This is a genomic window from Arthrobacter sp. D1-17 (assembly GCF_054130535.1).
Genome location: NZ_CP096382.1, coordinates 1,325,566 through 1,342,011, shown reverse-complemented (window position 1 = coordinate 1,342,011; position 16,446 = coordinate 1,325,566). Strand labels below are relative to the sequence as shown.

13 protein-coding genes are annotated in these 16,446 nt (G+C 63.9%); 4 read left to right on the top strand and 9 right to left on the bottom strand.

What is annotated here, in order from left to right; all coding sequences use genetic code 11:
- Nucleotides 1-18: 18 nt before the first annotated feature.
- Nucleotides 19-1,848 carry an ABC transporter ATP-binding protein gene (locus M1E01_RS06295; protein ID WP_457974216.1) on the bottom strand — a complete coding sequence of 610 codons (1,830 nt, stop codon included), beginning with the start codon at nt 1,846-1,848 and terminating at the stop codon, nt 19-21.
- 78 nt (nt 1,849-1,926) lie between these two features.
- Here M1E01_RS06295 and M1E01_RS06290 point away from each other — a divergent pair, with 78 nt between their 5' ends.
- Nucleotides 1,927-2,556 carry a PH domain-containing protein gene (locus tag M1E01_RS06290; RefSeq protein ID WP_457974215.1) on the top strand — a complete coding sequence of 210 codons (630 nt, stop codon included), beginning with the start codon at nt 1,927-1,929 and terminating at the stop codon, nt 2,554-2,556.
- A 13-nt stretch (nt 2,557-2,569) separates the two neighbouring features.
- Here M1E01_RS06290 and M1E01_RS06285 read toward each other — a convergent pair whose 3' ends face one another.
- From M1E01_RS06285 to ychF, 4 genes are all read right to left on the bottom strand, one after another.
- Nucleotides 2,570-3,727 (bottom strand): ABC transporter permease, encoded by a 1,158-nt coding sequence (locus tag M1E01_RS06285; RefSeq protein ID WP_457974214.1) that lies wholly within the window; start codon nt 3,725-3,727, stop codon nt 2,570-2,572.
- Nucleotides 3,724-5,265 carry an ABC transporter permease subunit gene (locus M1E01_RS06280; RefSeq protein ID WP_457974213.1) on the bottom strand — a complete coding sequence of 514 codons (1,542 nt, stop codon included), beginning with the start codon at nt 5,263-5,265 and terminating at the stop codon, nt 3,724-3,726. Before M1E01_RS06280 ends, M1E01_RS06285 begins: the two co-directional genes overlap by 4 nt.
- 171 nt (nt 5,266-5,436) lie before the next feature.
- The gene (locus M1E01_RS06275) at nt 5,437-7,215 is read right to left on the bottom strand and encodes an ABC transporter family substrate-binding protein (protein ID WP_457974212.1); all 1,779 of its coding nucleotides are present in this window, start codon (nt 7,213-7,215) and stop codon (nt 5,437-5,439) included.
- A 532-nt stretch (nt 7,216-7,747) separates the two neighbouring features.
- Nucleotides 7,748-8,833: a redox-regulated ATPase YchF gene (gene ychF / locus M1E01_RS06270; RefSeq protein WP_457974211.1), complete on the bottom strand. Its 1,086-nt coding sequence runs from the start codon at nt 8,831-8,833 to the stop codon at nt 7,748-7,750.
- Nucleotides 8,834-8,971: 138 nt separating this feature from the next.
- Between ychF and M1E01_RS06265 the strand changes: the two genes are divergently transcribed.
- Nucleotides 8,972-10,213 carry a DNA recombination protein RmuC gene (locus tag M1E01_RS06265; RefSeq protein WP_457974210.1) on the top strand — a complete coding sequence of 414 codons (1,242 nt, stop codon included), beginning with the start codon at nt 8,972-8,974 and terminating at the stop codon, nt 10,211-10,213.
- An 85-nt stretch (nt 10,214-10,298) separates the two neighbouring features.
- Here M1E01_RS06265 and M1E01_RS06260 read toward each other — a convergent pair whose 3' ends face one another.
- Both M1E01_RS06260 and M1E01_RS06255 read right to left on the bottom strand, forming a co-directional pair.
- Entirely contained in the window at nt 10,299-11,375 is a 1,077-nt protein-coding gene (locus M1E01_RS06260; RefSeq protein WP_457974209.1) for a 4-hydroxy-3-methylbut-2-enyl diphosphate reductase, read from the bottom strand.
- A 131-nt stretch (nt 11,376-11,506) separates the two neighbouring features.
- Nucleotides 11,507-12,352: a hypothetical protein gene (locus M1E01_RS06255; protein ID WP_457974208.1), complete on the bottom strand. Its 846-nt coding sequence runs from the start codon at nt 12,350-12,352 to the stop codon at nt 11,507-11,509.
- Nucleotides 12,353-12,558: 206 nt separating this feature from the next.
- Between M1E01_RS06255 and xseA the strand changes: the two genes are divergently transcribed.
- A complete protein-coding gene (xseA, locus tag M1E01_RS06250; RefSeq protein ID WP_457974207.1) occupies nt 12,559-13,866 on the top strand; it encodes an exodeoxyribonuclease VII large subunit in 1,308 nt (435 codons plus the stop codon).
- A 48-nt stretch (nt 13,867-13,914) separates the two neighbouring features.
- Nucleotides 13,915-14,163, top strand: coding sequence for an exodeoxyribonuclease VII small subunit (locus M1E01_RS06245; protein WP_457974882.1), 249 nt, complete (start codon nt 13,915-13,917; stop codon nt 14,161-14,163).
- Nucleotides 14,164-14,191: 28 nt separating this feature from the next.
- On the opposite strand, the gene M1E01_RS06240 is transcribed toward M1E01_RS06245, so the two are convergent.
- Nucleotides 14,192-15,046: a PPK2 family polyphosphate kinase gene (locus M1E01_RS06240; RefSeq protein WP_457974206.1), complete on the bottom strand. Its 855-nt coding sequence runs from the start codon at nt 15,044-15,046 to the stop codon at nt 14,192-14,194.
- 45 nt (nt 15,047-15,091) lie between these two features.
- Nucleotides 15,092-16,312 carry a pyridoxal phosphate-dependent aminotransferase gene (locus M1E01_RS06235; protein WP_457974205.1) on the bottom strand — a complete coding sequence of 407 codons (1,221 nt, stop codon included), beginning with the start codon at nt 16,310-16,312 and terminating at the stop codon, nt 15,092-15,094.
- Nucleotides 16,313-16,446: the final 134 nt, after the last annotated feature.

Here is a 16,446-nt window from a genome sequence, read left to right as displayed (position 1 = left end):
CTGCGACGGCAGGGCGGCTCATTTCGCTCCCGCCGCCAGCAGCTGGGCCCGAAGTTCGCGGCGTTCGCGCTGCCGCTCCGGGTCGGGCAGGGGAACTGCGGCAAGCAGTCTCTGCGTGTAGGGCTCCTGCGGATTGCGGAGGATCTGGTCACGGGTCCCCTGTTCCACGATGCGTCCGCGCTGCATGACACAGATCCTGTCGGCGAGAACGTCGACGACGGCGAGGTCGTGGGTGACGAACAGGCACGCGAAGCCCAGCTCCCGCTGCAGGTTCTGGAAAAGCTCCAGCACCTTGGCCTGCACTGAAACGTCCAGCGCAGAGGTGGGTTCGTCTGCCACCATCAGTTTGGGCTTCAGTGACAGGGCGCGCGCAATGCCCACACGCTGCTTTTGCCCGCCTGAGAGCTCATGCGGGTACCTGTTGCGGTATCCGCGAGGCAGCTCCACCTGGTCCAGCAGGGCTTCGATCCGTTTCTGGAGGTCGCTGCCCTTGGCCACCCCTGCGAGGTACATCGGTTCGCCGATGCTTTCGCCAATGGGCAGGCGCGGGTTCAGTGAGGAGGACGGGTCCTGGAACACCATGCCGATGTGCCGTCGGACCTGATGCAGTTGCCTGCCGTTCTTTTTCGCTGCCGAAATATCCTGGCCCACCACCCTCATCCTACCGGCAGCTACCGGCAGCAGTCCCACGGCTGCCCGTCCGATGGTGGTCTTGCCGGAACCGGACTCCCCCACCAGCCCGACTACCTGTCCGGGATAGACCGTGAGGTTCGCGCCTTCGACGGCCCGGAATGCCGGTACACGCCCCTGTTTGGGGTACTCGATGGCGACCTCCTCCAGTTCCAGGACGGGTTCTCCAGCAGGCCGGGCGGACTCGGCGGCTGCCAGCGCCGCAGCATTCTCCTGCTCCCGCCGGAGCAGCTCTTCGCGGTTGACCGATTCCAGTTCGGCATGGGTAGCTGCGGCGAGCGCGGCGATGACGTCCACGTCAGCGACGGCATCGGCACCGCCCTGGCCGAGGTGCGGCACCGCTGCCAGGAGGGCCTGCGTATAGGGGTGCCGGGGGTGGTGGAAGATCTCTTCGGCTGTCCCGGTCTCCACGATGACTCCGCGCCGCATGACCGCAATTCGGTCGGCCAGGTCCGCCACAACGCCCATGTCATGGGTGATCAGGACGATGGCGCTGTCCAGCTTGTTCCGCAGGTTCCTCATGAGGTCCAGGATTTCCGCCTGCACCGTGACGTCAAGCGCCGTGGTCGGTTCGTCGGCGATGAGCAGTCTGGGATCGCAGGAGAGTGACTGCGCGATCATCGCCCGCTGCCGCTGCCCGCCGGAGAGCTGGTGCGGATAGGACTTGAAGGCCTTCTCCGGATCGGGCAGTTCCACGAGGTCCAGCATCTGCAGGGCCCGTTCGCGGGCCTGTTCCGGGGACACCTCGTTGTGCAGCCGGACCGTCTCCACAATCTGGGCGCCGACGGTGTAGACGGGGTTGAGGGCGGTCATCGGCTCCTGGAAGATGACGGCCACGTCCTTGCCCCGGACACTCCTGATGTTTGAGGCGTCCGCGCCCAGCAGCTCCTTGCCTGAGAGTTTGACGCTGCCGGAGACGCGGCTGTTGCTCGGCAACAGGCCCAGCAGCGCCATGGAACTGGCACTCTTGCCCGAGCCGGATTCGCCAACGATGGCCAGTACCTCCCCGGCGCGGACTTCGTAGTTAAGCCCGACGGCGGCAGGCACCCATGCCTTGTCCACGCCGAAGTCGACACTCAGATCGCGCACCTCAAGAACGACTGCGCCCTTGCTGTCGGAGCCGGACCTGGCGGAGCTGGGGCTGATGAAGTCAGTCATGGTGGGGTTTTCCTTTCACACGTGCCGGCGGAGCAGCTGGGATTAGTGCACCGGCGCGGAATCCTGAATTATGGGGGCATGAGCACTGCGCCGTCCGCCGCAAGCACGGAGATCTTCAAGGCCCGCACGAACAAGTGGTTCGCCGGGCTTGCCTGGGCCGTGGCCGGCGCCGGTCTGGTCAGCACGGCCCTCAGCGGCCGAGCAGAAGCCGTCTCCGGCACCGGTCCGCTGGTGCTGACCGCGTACCTTGGCTGGGTGCTGTTCTGGCGCCCGTCCGTTGTGATTCAGGAAGCCGGCGTGAGCCTCGAAAACCCGTTCCGCAGTATTGCTGTGCCGTGGGCTGCCTTGGTCCAGGTGGATACACGTTATGCTTTGACGCTCATCACGCCGGCCCGTAGCTACGGCGCATGGGCGGCGCCGGCGCCAGGAATCTGGGGCGGCCGCAACGCCCGGCCGGAGGACCTTCAGGGGCTGCCCGGCAGCACCTATGGCCCGGGCCAGTCGGTTCGCCCCGGCGATCTGAAGAGCACCGACTCGGGCCAGGCAGCTCAACTCGTGCGCGCCCGCTGGCAGCAGATGGTGGAATCCGGGGCCCTCGACGCCGGCGCCGCGGCCGACACCCCTGTCACTGTGAGGATCCGGTGGCTGGACCTCGGCGTCACGGCAGCCCTCGTGCTGTTCAGCATCTGGGGCGTGGCCCTGGTGTAGGCCGGACAGCACGTCAGTCTCCCCTGCCGGAACCGGCTGCAGGGCCGTTCCCGTCCCTGCTGTCCCCTGTACTGCCTTCAGCGGCGGTGATGGGTGTCTTCTCCGGAGTCTTGGGACGGCGGCGGTCTTCCCGGGCCTTCTTGGGATTGAATTTTTTCTGCCGGGGATCAAAGGCATCCCGCAGTCCGTCGCCGATGAAGTTGATGCTCAGGCAAATGAGGACAATGAACAGGCCGGGAAACCAGAACAGCCACGGCCGTGTGGTAAAGGCCTCCTGGTTTTGTGAGATGAGCAAACCCAGGGACGTGTCCGGGGACTTCACGCCCACGCCAAGGTAACTCAGCGCGGTCTCGGTAAGGATGGCCGCGGACATGGTCAGGGTGACATTGACGATCAGTACGCCGACGGCGTTCGGCAGGATGTGCTTGAAGATGATCCGCGCGTTGCTGGCTCCGGAGATCCGGGCTGCGTCGACGAATTCGCGTTCACGCAGGGTGAGGAACTCACCCCGCATCAGCCTTGCAAGGCCCACCCAGCTGATCAGTCCAAGGAAGATCCCAAGGGCCAGAACACCGTTGGTGCTGGCAAAAGAGGCAAACCAGCTTCCTTCGTCCCGCCGGCCCGCGAACTGTGCCATGACCGCTGCCAAAAGCAGCGCGGGAATGATGATGATGACGTCGGTGAGGCGCATGAGAATGGCTTCTGTCCAGCCACGGAAGTACCCGGACAGCGCGCCCACGGTTACGCCGATCAGACCTGCAATGAGTCCGATGACCACCATGATGGTGATGGATTGCTGGGCACCGCGCATCGTCATGGCAAACAGGTCGCGGCCGATCCGGTCCTGGCCGAATGGATGCTCCCCCCAGGCAATCGGCCAGAGGGAGGCCGTGGGCGCGCCGTCGTTGACGAGCGGTGAGACGGCCTCGTGGGTGTACTTCCACCATCCAGGAATGCCCGCATATCCAACTGACGTGAAGGCCATGACGAAGATGATGGCGAAGACGACGAGGCCTGCAATGGCACCGGAGTGCCCGAGGAACCGCTTGCGGACAATCTGCCCCTGGCTCAGTCCTTTGGCCTCGATGACAGGCTCGATGCCGGCGGCCGGCTGCCCCTTCAGGCTGGCCTGTTCAGCTACTATTTCGTCCTGCTGGCTCGGCTGGCTCATGCTTTTACCCTTACTCGTGGATCCAGCGCGGAGTAGGCAAGGTCCGCTATGAGGTTGAACACCATGGCCGTGATGGCGACGCAGATGAAGACGCCCATGACCGGATTCGGGTCAACGTGCAGGATGCCGTCAAGGAACAGGAATCCCATGCCGCGGACGGAGAACACCGTCTCTGTGATGACGGCGCCGCCGATGAGCCCGCCGATGTCGAAGGCGACGATCGTGGCCACGGGGATGAGGGCGTTCCGGAAGGCGTGGCGCATGACCACGGTCCGTTCCGAGAGGCCCTTGGCGCGTGCCGTCCGGATGTAGTCCATGTTCATGATCTCGAGCATGGAAGAACGGGTGAACCTCGTATAGCCGGCCAGGGAGATCAGGATGAGCGCAGTGGTGGGCAGGATCAGGTGGGTGAACGAGTCGAGCCCGAGGATCCAATAGTCCCCTTCAATATTCGGGGTGCCGGCGCCGATCGTTGCAATGGGGCGGCCGCGGACCCTGCTGTTATTGAAGTACGCCGGCCACGCCTGCATGTACCGATCCAGGACGATGAGGAACCCGAGAAGAAAAGAGGTAATAGCCGCCGCCCGCATGGACTGCCCCCGGTCATACCCGCCCACAAGGTAGCCGATGCCGGTGCCGACCAGGACCGTTGCGACCGCAAGGAGCACGATCATGAGGACTGTTGCCTGGTTGAGCAGCGGCTGGACGAGGAAGTAGGCAACCACGCCCGCGCCCGCGGCAATGAGTGCGGCGCGCAAGGCCTTACGGTTCTTCAGGCCGGCCGTCAGCAATGTCACGGCAAAGGCGAGGCCCACTCCTGCGATGGCGATGACGACCGGGCCGAGTCCGGGCGTCTTGAACCACAGCGTGACGGAAAAGTAGACGAGCACCGCCGTGACGGCCGCGAAAACTATTCCGCCGACCAGCACCCGGCGCTTGAGGTCACCCCCGGCGATGATCAGGGCTACGAGGCCAAGGACAGCACCTATGCCCGCAGCGACAGGCAGGGGAATCTCCGGGTTCCTAAGGAAGTTGTTGAATCCGATGGCGCCGAACTCCTTCAGCAGCACGGCCACCCAGAAGATCGGCAGGGAGAAGAACAGAAACGCCATGAAAGTCACGCCATAGTCCAGGCTGCTGTACTGGCGCAGCGCGGTGATGATGCCCAGGGTGATGCCGATGAGGATCGCCAGCACGGTGGCTGCCGTGACGAGTGTGAGTGTCTGGACCAGCGCATGCCCCAGCGCATCCGTGATGGGCTGGCCGGCGATGTTCTTGCCAAGGTCACAGGTGCCGGCAAAGGGGACAAGGCACTGTGCGGCGCCGCCAAGCCACTTGAAGTATCTGATGGGAGCAGGGGTGTCCAGGTCCAGGAGGGCCGACCGCGAATCCATCAGCTGCTGTTTGTTGGGGGCACTGCTCGCCCGGAACTCCGCGAGCGGATCGCCGGATGCAGCGGTCAGCAGGTACACCAGGAATGACGCACCCAGGAGGATGAGTGCAGCGGTGACGAGCCGCCGGACAATGTAGGTCACCATCGGAAAAGAACCTCAATATTCGGGTCCGGGGGTTGCCAGGACCGGTCGCAGGTTTGGCCGTGCCCGCCGTCGTGGTGCCGGCACGGGGCGGAGTTGCCGCCACTAAGGCGCCGGGACCATGGTGCTTGATCCCGGCGCCTTAGTTAGCTTCTTGCAGTTGTGGTCACGGGCTTACTTTTCGGCCCACTCCCAGAAGTTCCACCAGACACCCGTCTGGTTGGGCATGAACTTCACGCCTGTGATCCGGTCGCTGTAGGCATCCACACCGATGGACTGGAACAGCGGGAGACCGTAGGAGGAAGCCCAGATCTTCCTGTCGATCTGCCTGATGAGGTCGTCCTGCTTGCCGCGGTCCGTCGTCACGATGAGCTCGTCCATCAGCTTGTCGGCCTCAGGGTCGCTGAACTTGTTGAAGTTGGACCCGTTGCCCGTGCGGAAGATCTGCGGTACGCCGGAGACGCCGACGCCCGGGTTGATCCAGCCGAAGATGGTGGCGTCGTAGCCGCCCTTGCCCAGCGCCTTGCCCCAGTCGGAGCCGCCGAGCCCGCCGTCGACGATCTTGAAGCCTGCCTTGGTGGCAGATTCACGGACCAGGGAGAAGGCGTCCACACGGTTGGGGTTGTCCTTGTTGTACATGATGCGGATTTCCGGAGTCTTGCCGGCGAGCAGCTTCTTGGCTCCGTCGATGTCAACATCCTGGTACGCGGCGGAGCCGTTTTCCTTCACGCTGTCCGCGTAGGCGGGCTGGGCCGGAACGAAGAGCTGCGAATCCAGCGGCTTTGCTTCCGGATCCAGCTTCTTGACGATCTTGTCCACGATGTCCTTGCGGGGGACCGTCTTCAGGAATGCTTCACGGACGTTCTTCTCGGCGAATACGCCGTAGAAGTTCAGGTCAATGTGGTCGTAGGAGAGCTGGTTGCCCTGTTCCACCGTCACGCCTTGGCTCTCGAGTGCCTTGAGCTGCTCGATCGTGTCGGCGGAGGCCTGCGGGGCAATGATGTCCGCTTCGCCGTTCTTCAGTGCCTGGACCTGTGCCGGTGCCGAGCCGATGTAGCGGACGGTGATTTCGTCCAGCTTCGGTTCAGGGCCCCAGTTGTAGTCCTTGTTCCTGACCATGGTCAGGGACTGGTCCTGGTTCACGCTCTTGACGATGAACGGGCCGTTGGACAGGAAGAGGCTCGGATCGCCGGGCAGCGTCTTGGTGTCGAAGCCCGTGTTCCAAAGTTCGGACATGGCCTTGAGCTTGCTGTCCGCCGGCTTGGGTGCCTTGGCATCGCCACGGGGCAGGCCTTTGAGGTGGTCGATGAACTCCTGGGTGTCGGCCATGCCGGCCTTCTTTGCCAGGACGTGGGCCGGGATGTCGATACCGGGCCCTCCCAGCGCGATCTCCCAGTCCGCGAACGGCTTCGAGTACTTCAGCGTCATCGAACGGTTGTCGTCGCCGATCTCCGGAAAGTCGGTGAGGGCGAGGCCGGTTGGATCCCCGGCGTAGGAGAAGTATGACGTTCCTGCCTTGCCGTCCGCATCGGCGTCGTTGTAGTACCCGGAGAAAGCAGCCCACTGGAGAAGGAGGTCAGCCGCCGTAACAGGCGTGCCGTCCGACCACTTCACGCCTTCATTGATGGTGTACCTGACGGTCAATGGATCGTCAGAGGTCTTTTCCATCTTGCCGAACTTCTCATTCCGGACGATGTTGAGCTGGTTGTCGATGTAGTAGAAGCCGGAGTGCGTTGCGTAGCTGATCTTGGAGTTGATGTCAGTGTTGCCGTCGGCCGTGTTGGGGTTGAAGGTGTTGAACGCGTTCACTTCGACCACGGTGGCTGTGCCGCCCTGCTTGCCGGCGGCATCGCTTGTCGGGGTTGTCCCGGTGTTGGTGCTTGCGCAGGCGCTGAGTGCCAGCGCCGCTGCCGCGGCGACGCCTACTGCTTTGGAAATACGACTGAATCGCATTCCGCCTCCTATGTCTCTTTAGTGGAAAGGACCGCCGTTGAAGACGCCGGCCAGACCGCCACATCCCCCCAGTGAACATGTGGCATGTCTCACATGGGAAGTAGCCTAGACCCGCGCACCGTACCCGCGGTCCGAAAGTTGCCCCTCAGTAAAGGTTGTTATCGAGATGCAACCTAGCATGCCCGCCTACCAGGAAAACAGTGTCTGCCCGCCGGCGCCAATCACAACCGAAGCCTGTTTTCCGAGGGTCCGGGGCTACTGCTTGTTAATCCTCAATCACTGAATAGGGAGGAGGCTGACGTAGCAGTGGACTGGGCCGGGCCGCACATGCCGCCCCTAAACCTTCCTGATCTCCGGCGGACAGCAAAGAACCCCCGCAGGCTTGTGGCCGCGGGGGTTCTTCTGGTCGATGCCTCCATGTTTGGGGGAACACGGAGACGCCTGAACAAAACTAATAGAAAGCGTGCTTAGGGTCCAAATCCGCCCATCCGGCAGGGCTGGGGAACATGTCCTGGGAGACGTTGAAGGCTGGTCAGACGTTGAAGCGGAACTCCACCACGTCGCCGTCGGCCATCACGTATTCCTTGCCCTCGATACGGACCTTGCCGCGGGACTTCGCTTCCGCCATGGACCCGGCCTCCACCAGGTCTTCGAAGGAAACAACTTCGGCCTTGATGAAGCCACGCTGGAAGTCCGAGTGGATGACTCCCGCCGCCTGCGGCGCCGTGTCTCCCTGGCGGATGGTCCAGGCCCGGGCTTCCTTGGGGCCGGCCGTGAGGTAGGTCTGCAGGCCAAGCGTGTGAAACCCCACGCGGGCCAGCTGGTCCAGGCCCGATTCATCCTGGCCGTTCATTTCAAGCATCTCGCGGGCCTCAGCCTCATCCAGCTCTACGAGGTCGGCCTCAAGCTTGGCGTCAAGGAAGATGCAGTCAGCGGGCGCAACCATGGCGCGCAGCTCGGCCTGTTTCTCGGGGCTGCCGAGGATTCCTTCGTCGGCATTGAAGACGTAGATAAAGGGCTTCGCCGTCAGGAGGCTGAGTTCCTTGAGGTGCTCCATCTCCAGCTTGTCGCTCTTGATGGAGGAGTAGATCGTGTCACCGCGTTCCAGCACGGCCTGCGCGGCCTTGATGGCTGCGAGTTCCGCGCCTTCCCGCTTCTTGATCTTGACCTCTTTCTCGATCCGGGGAATTGCCTTCTCGATGGTCTGCAGATCGGCGAGGATCAGCTCGGTGTTGATGGTTTCCATATCCGAGCGGGGGTCGACCTTGCCGTCGACGTGGATAACGTCGGGGTCGTCGAAGACGCGCACCACCTGCGCGATGGCTTCCGCTTCACGGATATTGGCGAGGAACTGGTTGCCCAGTCCTTCTCCTTCGGATGCACCCTTCACGATGCCGGCGATGTCGACGAAGGACACTGCGGCGGGCAGCACCCGCTGCGATCCGAAGATCCCTGCGAGCTTCTGGAGCCTGGGGTCGGGCAGGTTGACGACACCGACGTTCGGCTCGATGGTGGCAAACGGATAGTTCGCCGCCAGTACCTGGTTCCGGGTCAGTGCGTTGAAAAGAGTTGATTTGCCGACGTTGGGCAGTCCGACGATGCCAATAGTAAGAGCCACGGACAACGATTCTACCTGTTACCGCAGTGACCGGCCGCAGGCAGCGGACAGATCACGTGCAGGCGCACGGGCACGGGCAGGGCTGGTGCTGGCGGCGTCTTCGGCAAAATTGTCGTACCTGCGTGCCACAGTGAAGGCATGGATTCTTTTGCACTGATTTTGGGCCTCCTGATGCTGCTGCTCGGCGGGCTGGCGGGCGCGGCCTTCGCGTACGTGGTGATGCGGCGCCGCAATGTGGCACTCGAGGCGGATTTCGACGGCGTTTCGGCGCGGCTCTCGGAGGTCACCGCCCACTACGCCGCAGCTGAAGCGGAGCGGAAGCTGCTGGCGATGCAAAACCGGGAGCTCGGGGAATCGCGCCAGCAGGACGGCAGCGTTCTGCGTGCCCTGGCGCCCGTGGCCGAGAAACTGACTGCCGTCCAGCAGCAGGTTTCCCTCCTGGAACGCGACAGGCTGGAACAGTACGGGCAACTGGCTCAACAGTTACAGGAGGCCAGGCTCTCAGACCAGCAGCTCATGAGGTCCACCCATGCCCTCGAGGCGGCCCTGCGCTCGAACAGCGCCCGCGGCCAATGGGGCGAGGTCCAGCTGCGCAGGGTTGTTGAAGCGGCCGGGATGCTCCGTCATGTGGACTTCTATGAGCAGCTGCACAGCCCGGGTGTGGATGCTTCGGTCCGCCCGGATCTTGTGGTCCAGCTTCCGGGCGACAAGCAGCTGGTGGTTGACGCGAAGGTGCCGCTGTCCTCCTATCTCGAGGCCCAGGACCTTGGCCAGACTGATCCCGACAATGCCGGAAGCCGCTCCAACCAGCAGGCCCTGCTGGCCGCCCACGCCAAAGCGCTCAAGTCCCATGTCGACGCCCTCAGCAACAAGAAGTACTGGGACATCTCAGGCAACTCCCCCGAGCTGGTAGTCTGCTTCCTGCCTGCCGAGTCCATCCTCGCTGCCGCCCTCTCTGCTGATCCGGGGCTTTTGGACCACGCCCTCTCCAAAAACGTGGTGCTTGCCTCACCCGGCACCCTGCTGGCCGTGCTGAAGTCCGTTGCCTTCACATGGCGGCAGGACGTTCTGACGGACAGTGCCCGTGAATTGTTCGAGCTGGCCCGGCAGCTCTATGAGCGGATGGGCACTCTCGGTGAGAATGTCAGCAAGCTGGGAAGCTCCCTGAAGACGTCGGTCGACCGGTACAACTCGATGGTCGGCACGCTGGAGGCCCGTGTGCTGCCCACAGCCCGGAAACTCAATGCCCTCGACGCCGCAGGCCTTGTTGCACCGCCGGCGGTTCAGGTGGCTCCCCGCGCCGTTTCCGCCCCTGAGCTGCAGGAGCACGCTCACAGCGCGCAGCTGTTGGAGGAGGCGTCCGAGGAGGACGCTGCGTAGGGGCAGGTGCCCGGCGGCTACCCGAAGCGCCGGTTGAGCGCCGGCCCCTAATCGGAGCGCCGGCTGCTCATTTGAGCGGCGGCCGCTAGTTCGAGCGGCGGCCGCCCAGGGCCCGCGAGACATCGCCGGCTGCCTTGAGGGTTGCGCGAAGCTCCTTGGGCAGTGAGAAGAGCAGATCCTCTTCGGCCGTGACGACTTCCTCGACGGCGCCGTAGCCGTAGTCGGCCAGCAGGCGGAGCACGTCCTTGACCAGTACCTCCGGCACGGACGCCCCGGATGTGACGCCGACGGTGGAAACGCCCTCAAACCAGGCCTCGTCCACCTCGTTGGCAAAGTCCACGCGGTACGACGCCTTGGCACCGTACTCAAGGGCAACCTCAACCAGCCGCACTGAATTCGAGGAGTTCGCGGACCCCACCACAATTACGAGGTCCGCCTGCGGAGCGATCTTCTTGATGGCCACCTGGCGGTTTGTGGTCGCGTAGCAGATGTCATCGCTGGGCGGGTCCTGCAGGGTGGGGAACCGCTCTTTGAGCAGCCGGACCGTTTCCATGGTCTCGTCAACGCTCAGGGTCGTCTGGGAAAGCCAAATGACCTTTTCCGGGTTTCGTACCGTCACCTTGTCCACTTCATGCGGACCGTTGATGATCTGGATGTGCTCCGGAGCTTCGCCGGCGGTGCCTTCAACTTCCTCGTGGCCATCATGGCCGATCAGCAGGATGTCAAAGTCGTCCTTTGCGAAACGGACCGCTTCCTTGTGGACCTTGGTAACCAGCGGGCAGGTGGCGTCGATGGTGCGCAGCCCCCGGTCCTCAGCGGACTGGACCACGGCGGGTGACACGCCGTGCGCTGAGAAGATCACCAGCGCACCCTCAGGCACCTCGTCGGTTTCGTCGACAAAGATGGCTCCCTGTTCTTCCAGGGAACTGACCACATGCACGTTGTGCACAATCTGCTTGCGCACGTAAACGGGCGGCCCGTAGTGCTCCAGCGCCTTTTCCACAGCAATGACGGCCCGGTCGACGCCCGCACAATATCCGCGCGGGGCCGCGAGCAAGACCTTCTTGGGGCCGGCCACAGGCGCGGCCGCCAGCACTTCCTCAGGCGAACGGCGCCGGCGCGGAACGGTTGGCATCGAGAGGGAGACAGCAGAGGAGGTCATTGCTCCATGCTACCGGCTGCCGCATGGCCTTCCGGTGGCACTATGCCTGCAGCGAACCACGCCGCGCACCTGGTCGGGAACCTGCCTGCAACGGTCCCGATTCCGCCCTGACCCGGAAACCGTGGTGGAACTCAGGCCTGGCGGGCCCGGCCGCTGAGCAGACGACCGGCAAGACCGGCGGCAACCAGCACGGCGCCGGTGATGGCCGCCGTCGTTATCCATGAGCCGAAGCCGCGGGTTGATGCACTGACAAATTCCTGCACGAACAGGTCGGCCACCTCGTTTCCGCTCGCGGTGCCGACAGCGGTCTCGGAGGCCAAGCGCGATCCCACGGTCCACACCCCTGCCAGACCGAGGGCACCGATGCCAGCTCCGACGAATACTGTCCACCGGCGGCGGGCCGCTACAAACGCCAGGAGAAATGCGATTCCCGCCCCGATGGCCAGGCTGTAACCGAGAGGGGCGTACGCGGCCACCTGTTCAATCTGCTGCCGCTGGTTTGGCTGTCCAACCGTCAGCAGGGTCTGGGCCGGAGCTTCCAGCGGAACTCCTGCGCGCTCCGAAATCTGGGTAGTGGCGAGCGCAACGAGGGGTGCAACATCCAGCGTGACGGTCGTGCCGGGCCCGGCTTCGGAAGAGGCAGTGCCGGCGGCGAAGTTGAGCCGGTGGCTTTTACGAAGAGTTTCCTCCCAGGCGGCCGGGTAGCCGGGCAGCCCGCTGAGGGAGGCTGCCGCTGATTCCAGCAGGGGCCTGACGATTCCTGCCACGGGTTCAGGTATTGCCCCCCCGGCATCGATCCCGCCCACGGCGGCGGCCGCGAGCCTTTGCTGAAAGACCGGATCCTTACCCAAGGGAGCGGCCAACGCAACGAAGCCGTCTTCCTGAACGATGTTGCGGTCCACCCAGATGGCCGGGACGGCGACGGCGGACAGCAACAGGGCAATGACTACGGCCAAGGCCGAAACAAAAGAACGCAAGGGATTCCTAGCTGGTGGGGGTTCTTGGCGGGTCCTGGGGACATTGCCATCCTAGGCAGGTCTGTCCAGGGCAAAAAATGTCGTCATCGGGTGATAAAGCTATGGATAGAGTTGATGAGCGCAATGGCGAAGTGCGAAGCACAAGGTAAGCCACAACGTTAAGGACGGGCACATGCAACAGGCGAACGCCTCCACCCGGGCTGCACATGGCTGAAAATGCCATTGTCCCCGGCACGGCGACGACCGTGCCCGCCACCGCCGCCGAGACAACACCGGACAACCCGTGGCCGCTGCAGTTGCTGTCCCAAAAACTCAAGGCGCATATCGAGCGTGCTCCGGCAGCGTGGGTCGAGGGCCAGGTAATCGAGCTGAACCGGAGGGGCACCAGCGCTTTCCTGACTCTTCGGGATGTGGACGCCGAGATTTCCCTGCCGGCTTCCGTCTGGACCAAGATCCTCGACCGCCAGGAGAGCCCCCTGGAACGTGGCAGCAGGGTGGTGGCACTGCTGAAGGCAGAGTTCTGGCTCAAGACCGGACGCCTCAACATGTCGGTCAAGGACATCCGCCCTGTGGGGCTGGGCGACCTCCTCGCCCGGATTGAGAGGTTGCGCCACGCCCTCGCCGCCGAAGGCCTCTTCGCCGAATCGCGGAAGAAGCGGCTCCCGCTGCTGCCGCACCGCATCGGCCTCATCACCGGGCGGGACTCGGATGCGAAGAAGGACGTCCTGCGGAACGCGGCGCTGCGCTGGCCCGCCGTCGAATTCGAGATCCGGGAAGTTGCCGTCCAGGGCAATACTGCCGTTGCCCAGATCATCCGGGCACTGAAGGAACTGGACGCCCGCCCCGATGTCGACGTCATCGTCGTCGCCCGCGGCGGCGGCGCACTGGAAGATCTCCTCCCCTTCAGCAACGAGGAACTGATCCGGGCCGTCGCCGGGGCGGTGACTCCTGTTGTGAGCGCCATCGGGCACGAGGCGGACCGCCCCATTCTCGACGACGTCGCCGACCTTCGCGCTTCCACGCCGACCGATGCCGCCAAGCGGATAGTTCCCGAAGTTTCGGAGGAGCTGGCCCGCGTGCGCCAGGCAGAGGCCCAGCTGCACCGCTCAGTGACGCAGCTCGTTGCCCGGGAATCCGACCGTCTAGCCGCCCTGCGTTCGCGTCCCGTTCTTGCCGCCCCCGACGTCATGGTCAATGTGAGGGAGGAGGAAGTTGAACGTCTGGCACGCCGGTCCACTGCCGCCATCACCGCTGCCCTCACGAGGGCCGCCGACCAGCTCGGGCATCTCCAGGCGCAGGTCAGGGCGCTGTCCCCGCAGCAGACGCTGGACCGCGGCTACGCCGTCGTCCAGCTCGCCGCGGGCAGCGGGCCATCAGCCGGCGCTGTCGTACGGCATCCGGCAGAGGCGCCCGGCGGGACCAGCCTCTCCATCCGGGTCGCGGGCGGAAAATTCAGTGCAACGTCAACCGCCGCCTCGCAATCCGCAGGCTCCCGCCAGCCTGCCGGGGCCTGAACTTTCCTCCGCGGATCAATCAACCAAACGACACGACAGGTGAAAATCATGACCGACAACTCCCCCGAGGCCCACGCGGGGTCACCGGCAACGGCCATACCCGCGGACATCGAGGCGCTGAGTTACGAGGAGGCGCGGGAGCAGCTGATAGGCGTCGTCTCCAAACTCGAAGCTGGCGGGACAAGCCTCGAGGATTCGCTCGCCCTCTGGGAGCGGGGCGAGGCTCTGGCCCGGCGCTGTGAGGAATGGCTGGAGGGAGCCCGGAAGAGGCTCGCCGCCGCGCGCAAAGACAGCTGAGAAGCCCGGTCAGAAACCTGCTCCCTAGTCAGGACCTTTCGACCAGGCGCCGTTCTGCTTCCACGTCGAACTCGGCCTTGGGCCATTCGAGACTGAGGCCTTCCAAGGCGGCGAGCAGCAGTTCCTGCACAGCGATTCGTGCGTACCATTTCCTGTTCGCCGGAACCACGTACCAAGGGGCCAGCTCCATGCTGGTGGCTTCGAAGGCGGCCTGATAGGCCGCCATGTAGTCTTCCCAGAACGCGCGCTGCTTCAGGTCCCCGCTGCTGTACTTCCAGTGCTTCTGCGGATTGTCCAGGCGCGCCAGCAGCCTTTTCTTCTGCTCGTCCCGGCTGATATGCAGCATCACCTTGACGACTGTTGTTCCGGCGTCCGCCAGGCGTTGTTCGAACTCATTAATGGCGGCGTAGCGGCGCCTGATCTCCTCGGGCGGCGCCCAGGCATGGACGCGGTGTATCAGCACGTCCTCGTACTGCGACCGGTCGAAAACGCCCATCATGCCGGCAGCAGGAACTTCCTTTTCGATGCGCCACAGAAAGTCGTAGGACTTCTCCTCATCGGTCGGCGCTTTGAAGGCCTTGAGCTGGACACCCTGCGGGTCCATGGCGCCCATGACGTGGCGGACGATGCCGCCTTTGCCGGCCGTGTCCATGGCCTGCAGGACCAGCAGCACACGTTTGGTGCCGCCGAACCTGGATTCCGCAAACAGCTTCTCCTGCAGCTCGGCCAACTTCCCGTCCTGATGGGTCAGGAGCGCCTCGCCACCGGCTTTGTTTCCTGTGTATCCGGGCGTCGCGTCGGGGTCGACGGAGGCAAGCTGAAATCCGTCCGTAACCCGCAGGGCCATGGCCGGAGACTCCACGAAATCCATGACATCGGTCATGCTGCCTCTTTCCCGCAGTTTCCCACAGTTGTCTGTGGGAACAGGCTAGTTCCCCTGATACCTGGTGAGGAAGTCTCCCATGCGGCCAATCGCTTCTTCGATGTCCTTCACGTTTGGCAGCGTCACCATCCGGAAATGATCGGGCCGCACCCAGTTGAACGCCCTGCCGTGCGACACGAGGATCTTCTGCTCCCTGAGCAGGTCCAGGACGAACTTCTCGTCGTCGCGGATGTGGAAGACCTCGGGGTCCAGCTTGGGGAACAGATACAGGGCTCCCCTGGCCTGCTGGGTGCTCACCCCGGGAATGGCGTTGAGCATGTCATAGGCCTTGTTCCGCTGCTCCAGCAGACGCCCACCCGGCAGGATGAGGTCGTTGATGCTCTGGTAGCCCCCGAGCGCGGTCTGGATAGCATGCTGGGCGGGAACATTCGCGCACAGCCGCATGTTTGCCAACAGGTTGATGCCCTCGAGGTAGTCCGAGGCATCCTTCTTCGGTCCGGATATGGCCATCCACCCGGCACGGTAGCCGCAGACCCGGTAGGCCTTGGACAGTCCGCTGAAGGTCAGGCACAAGACATCGTCACCGGTAAGGCCGGCCATGTTCACGTGGACAGCATCTTCGTACAGGATCTTTTCGTAGATCTCATCGGCGAACAGCACCAGGCCGTGCTTTTCTGCCATTGCCACGATCTTGCGGAGCGTACTTTCCGGATAGACCGCACCGGTGGGGTTGTTCGGGTTGATGACCACAATGCCCTTGGTGCGCGGCGTAATCTTGGCCTCGAGGTCTTCCAGGTCCGGCTGCCAGCCCGACTCTTCATCGCAGAGGTAATGCACTGGCCGTCCGCCGGCCAAGGCGACGGAAGCAGTCCACAGCGGGTAGTCGGGAGTGGGGATCAGGATCTCGTCCCCGTCCTCCAGCAACGCCATCAGCGACATCGTGATGAGTTCGCTGACCCCGTTGCCGAGGTAGATGTCGTCCACGTGGATGTTCTGGATGCCGCGGGTCTGGTAGTACTGAGAGACTGCAGTGCGGGCGGAGAAAATACCCTGGGAGTCGCTGTAGCCCTGGGCGTGCGGCAGGTGGCGGATCATGTCCACCAGGATCGCGTCCGGCGCTTCAAAGCCGAAAGGTGCCGGGTTGCCGATGTTCAGTTTGAGGATTCGGTGGCCCTCCGCCTCCATCTGCTGGGCGGCCTGAAGAATCGGTCCACGGATGTCGTAAAGGACATCACGAAGCTTGGTGGACTGCTTGAAATCTGCCATCCATCAAATATGCCATATGCGGGATGTTCTTCCGGGGAGACGTGCCTCACACCACCAGCGATCCGGCAGCTGTCGGCACGCCCGGGTTAACGCCCGGAGGGACGGCCGGATCAACGGCCGACGGCGGCTTCCGG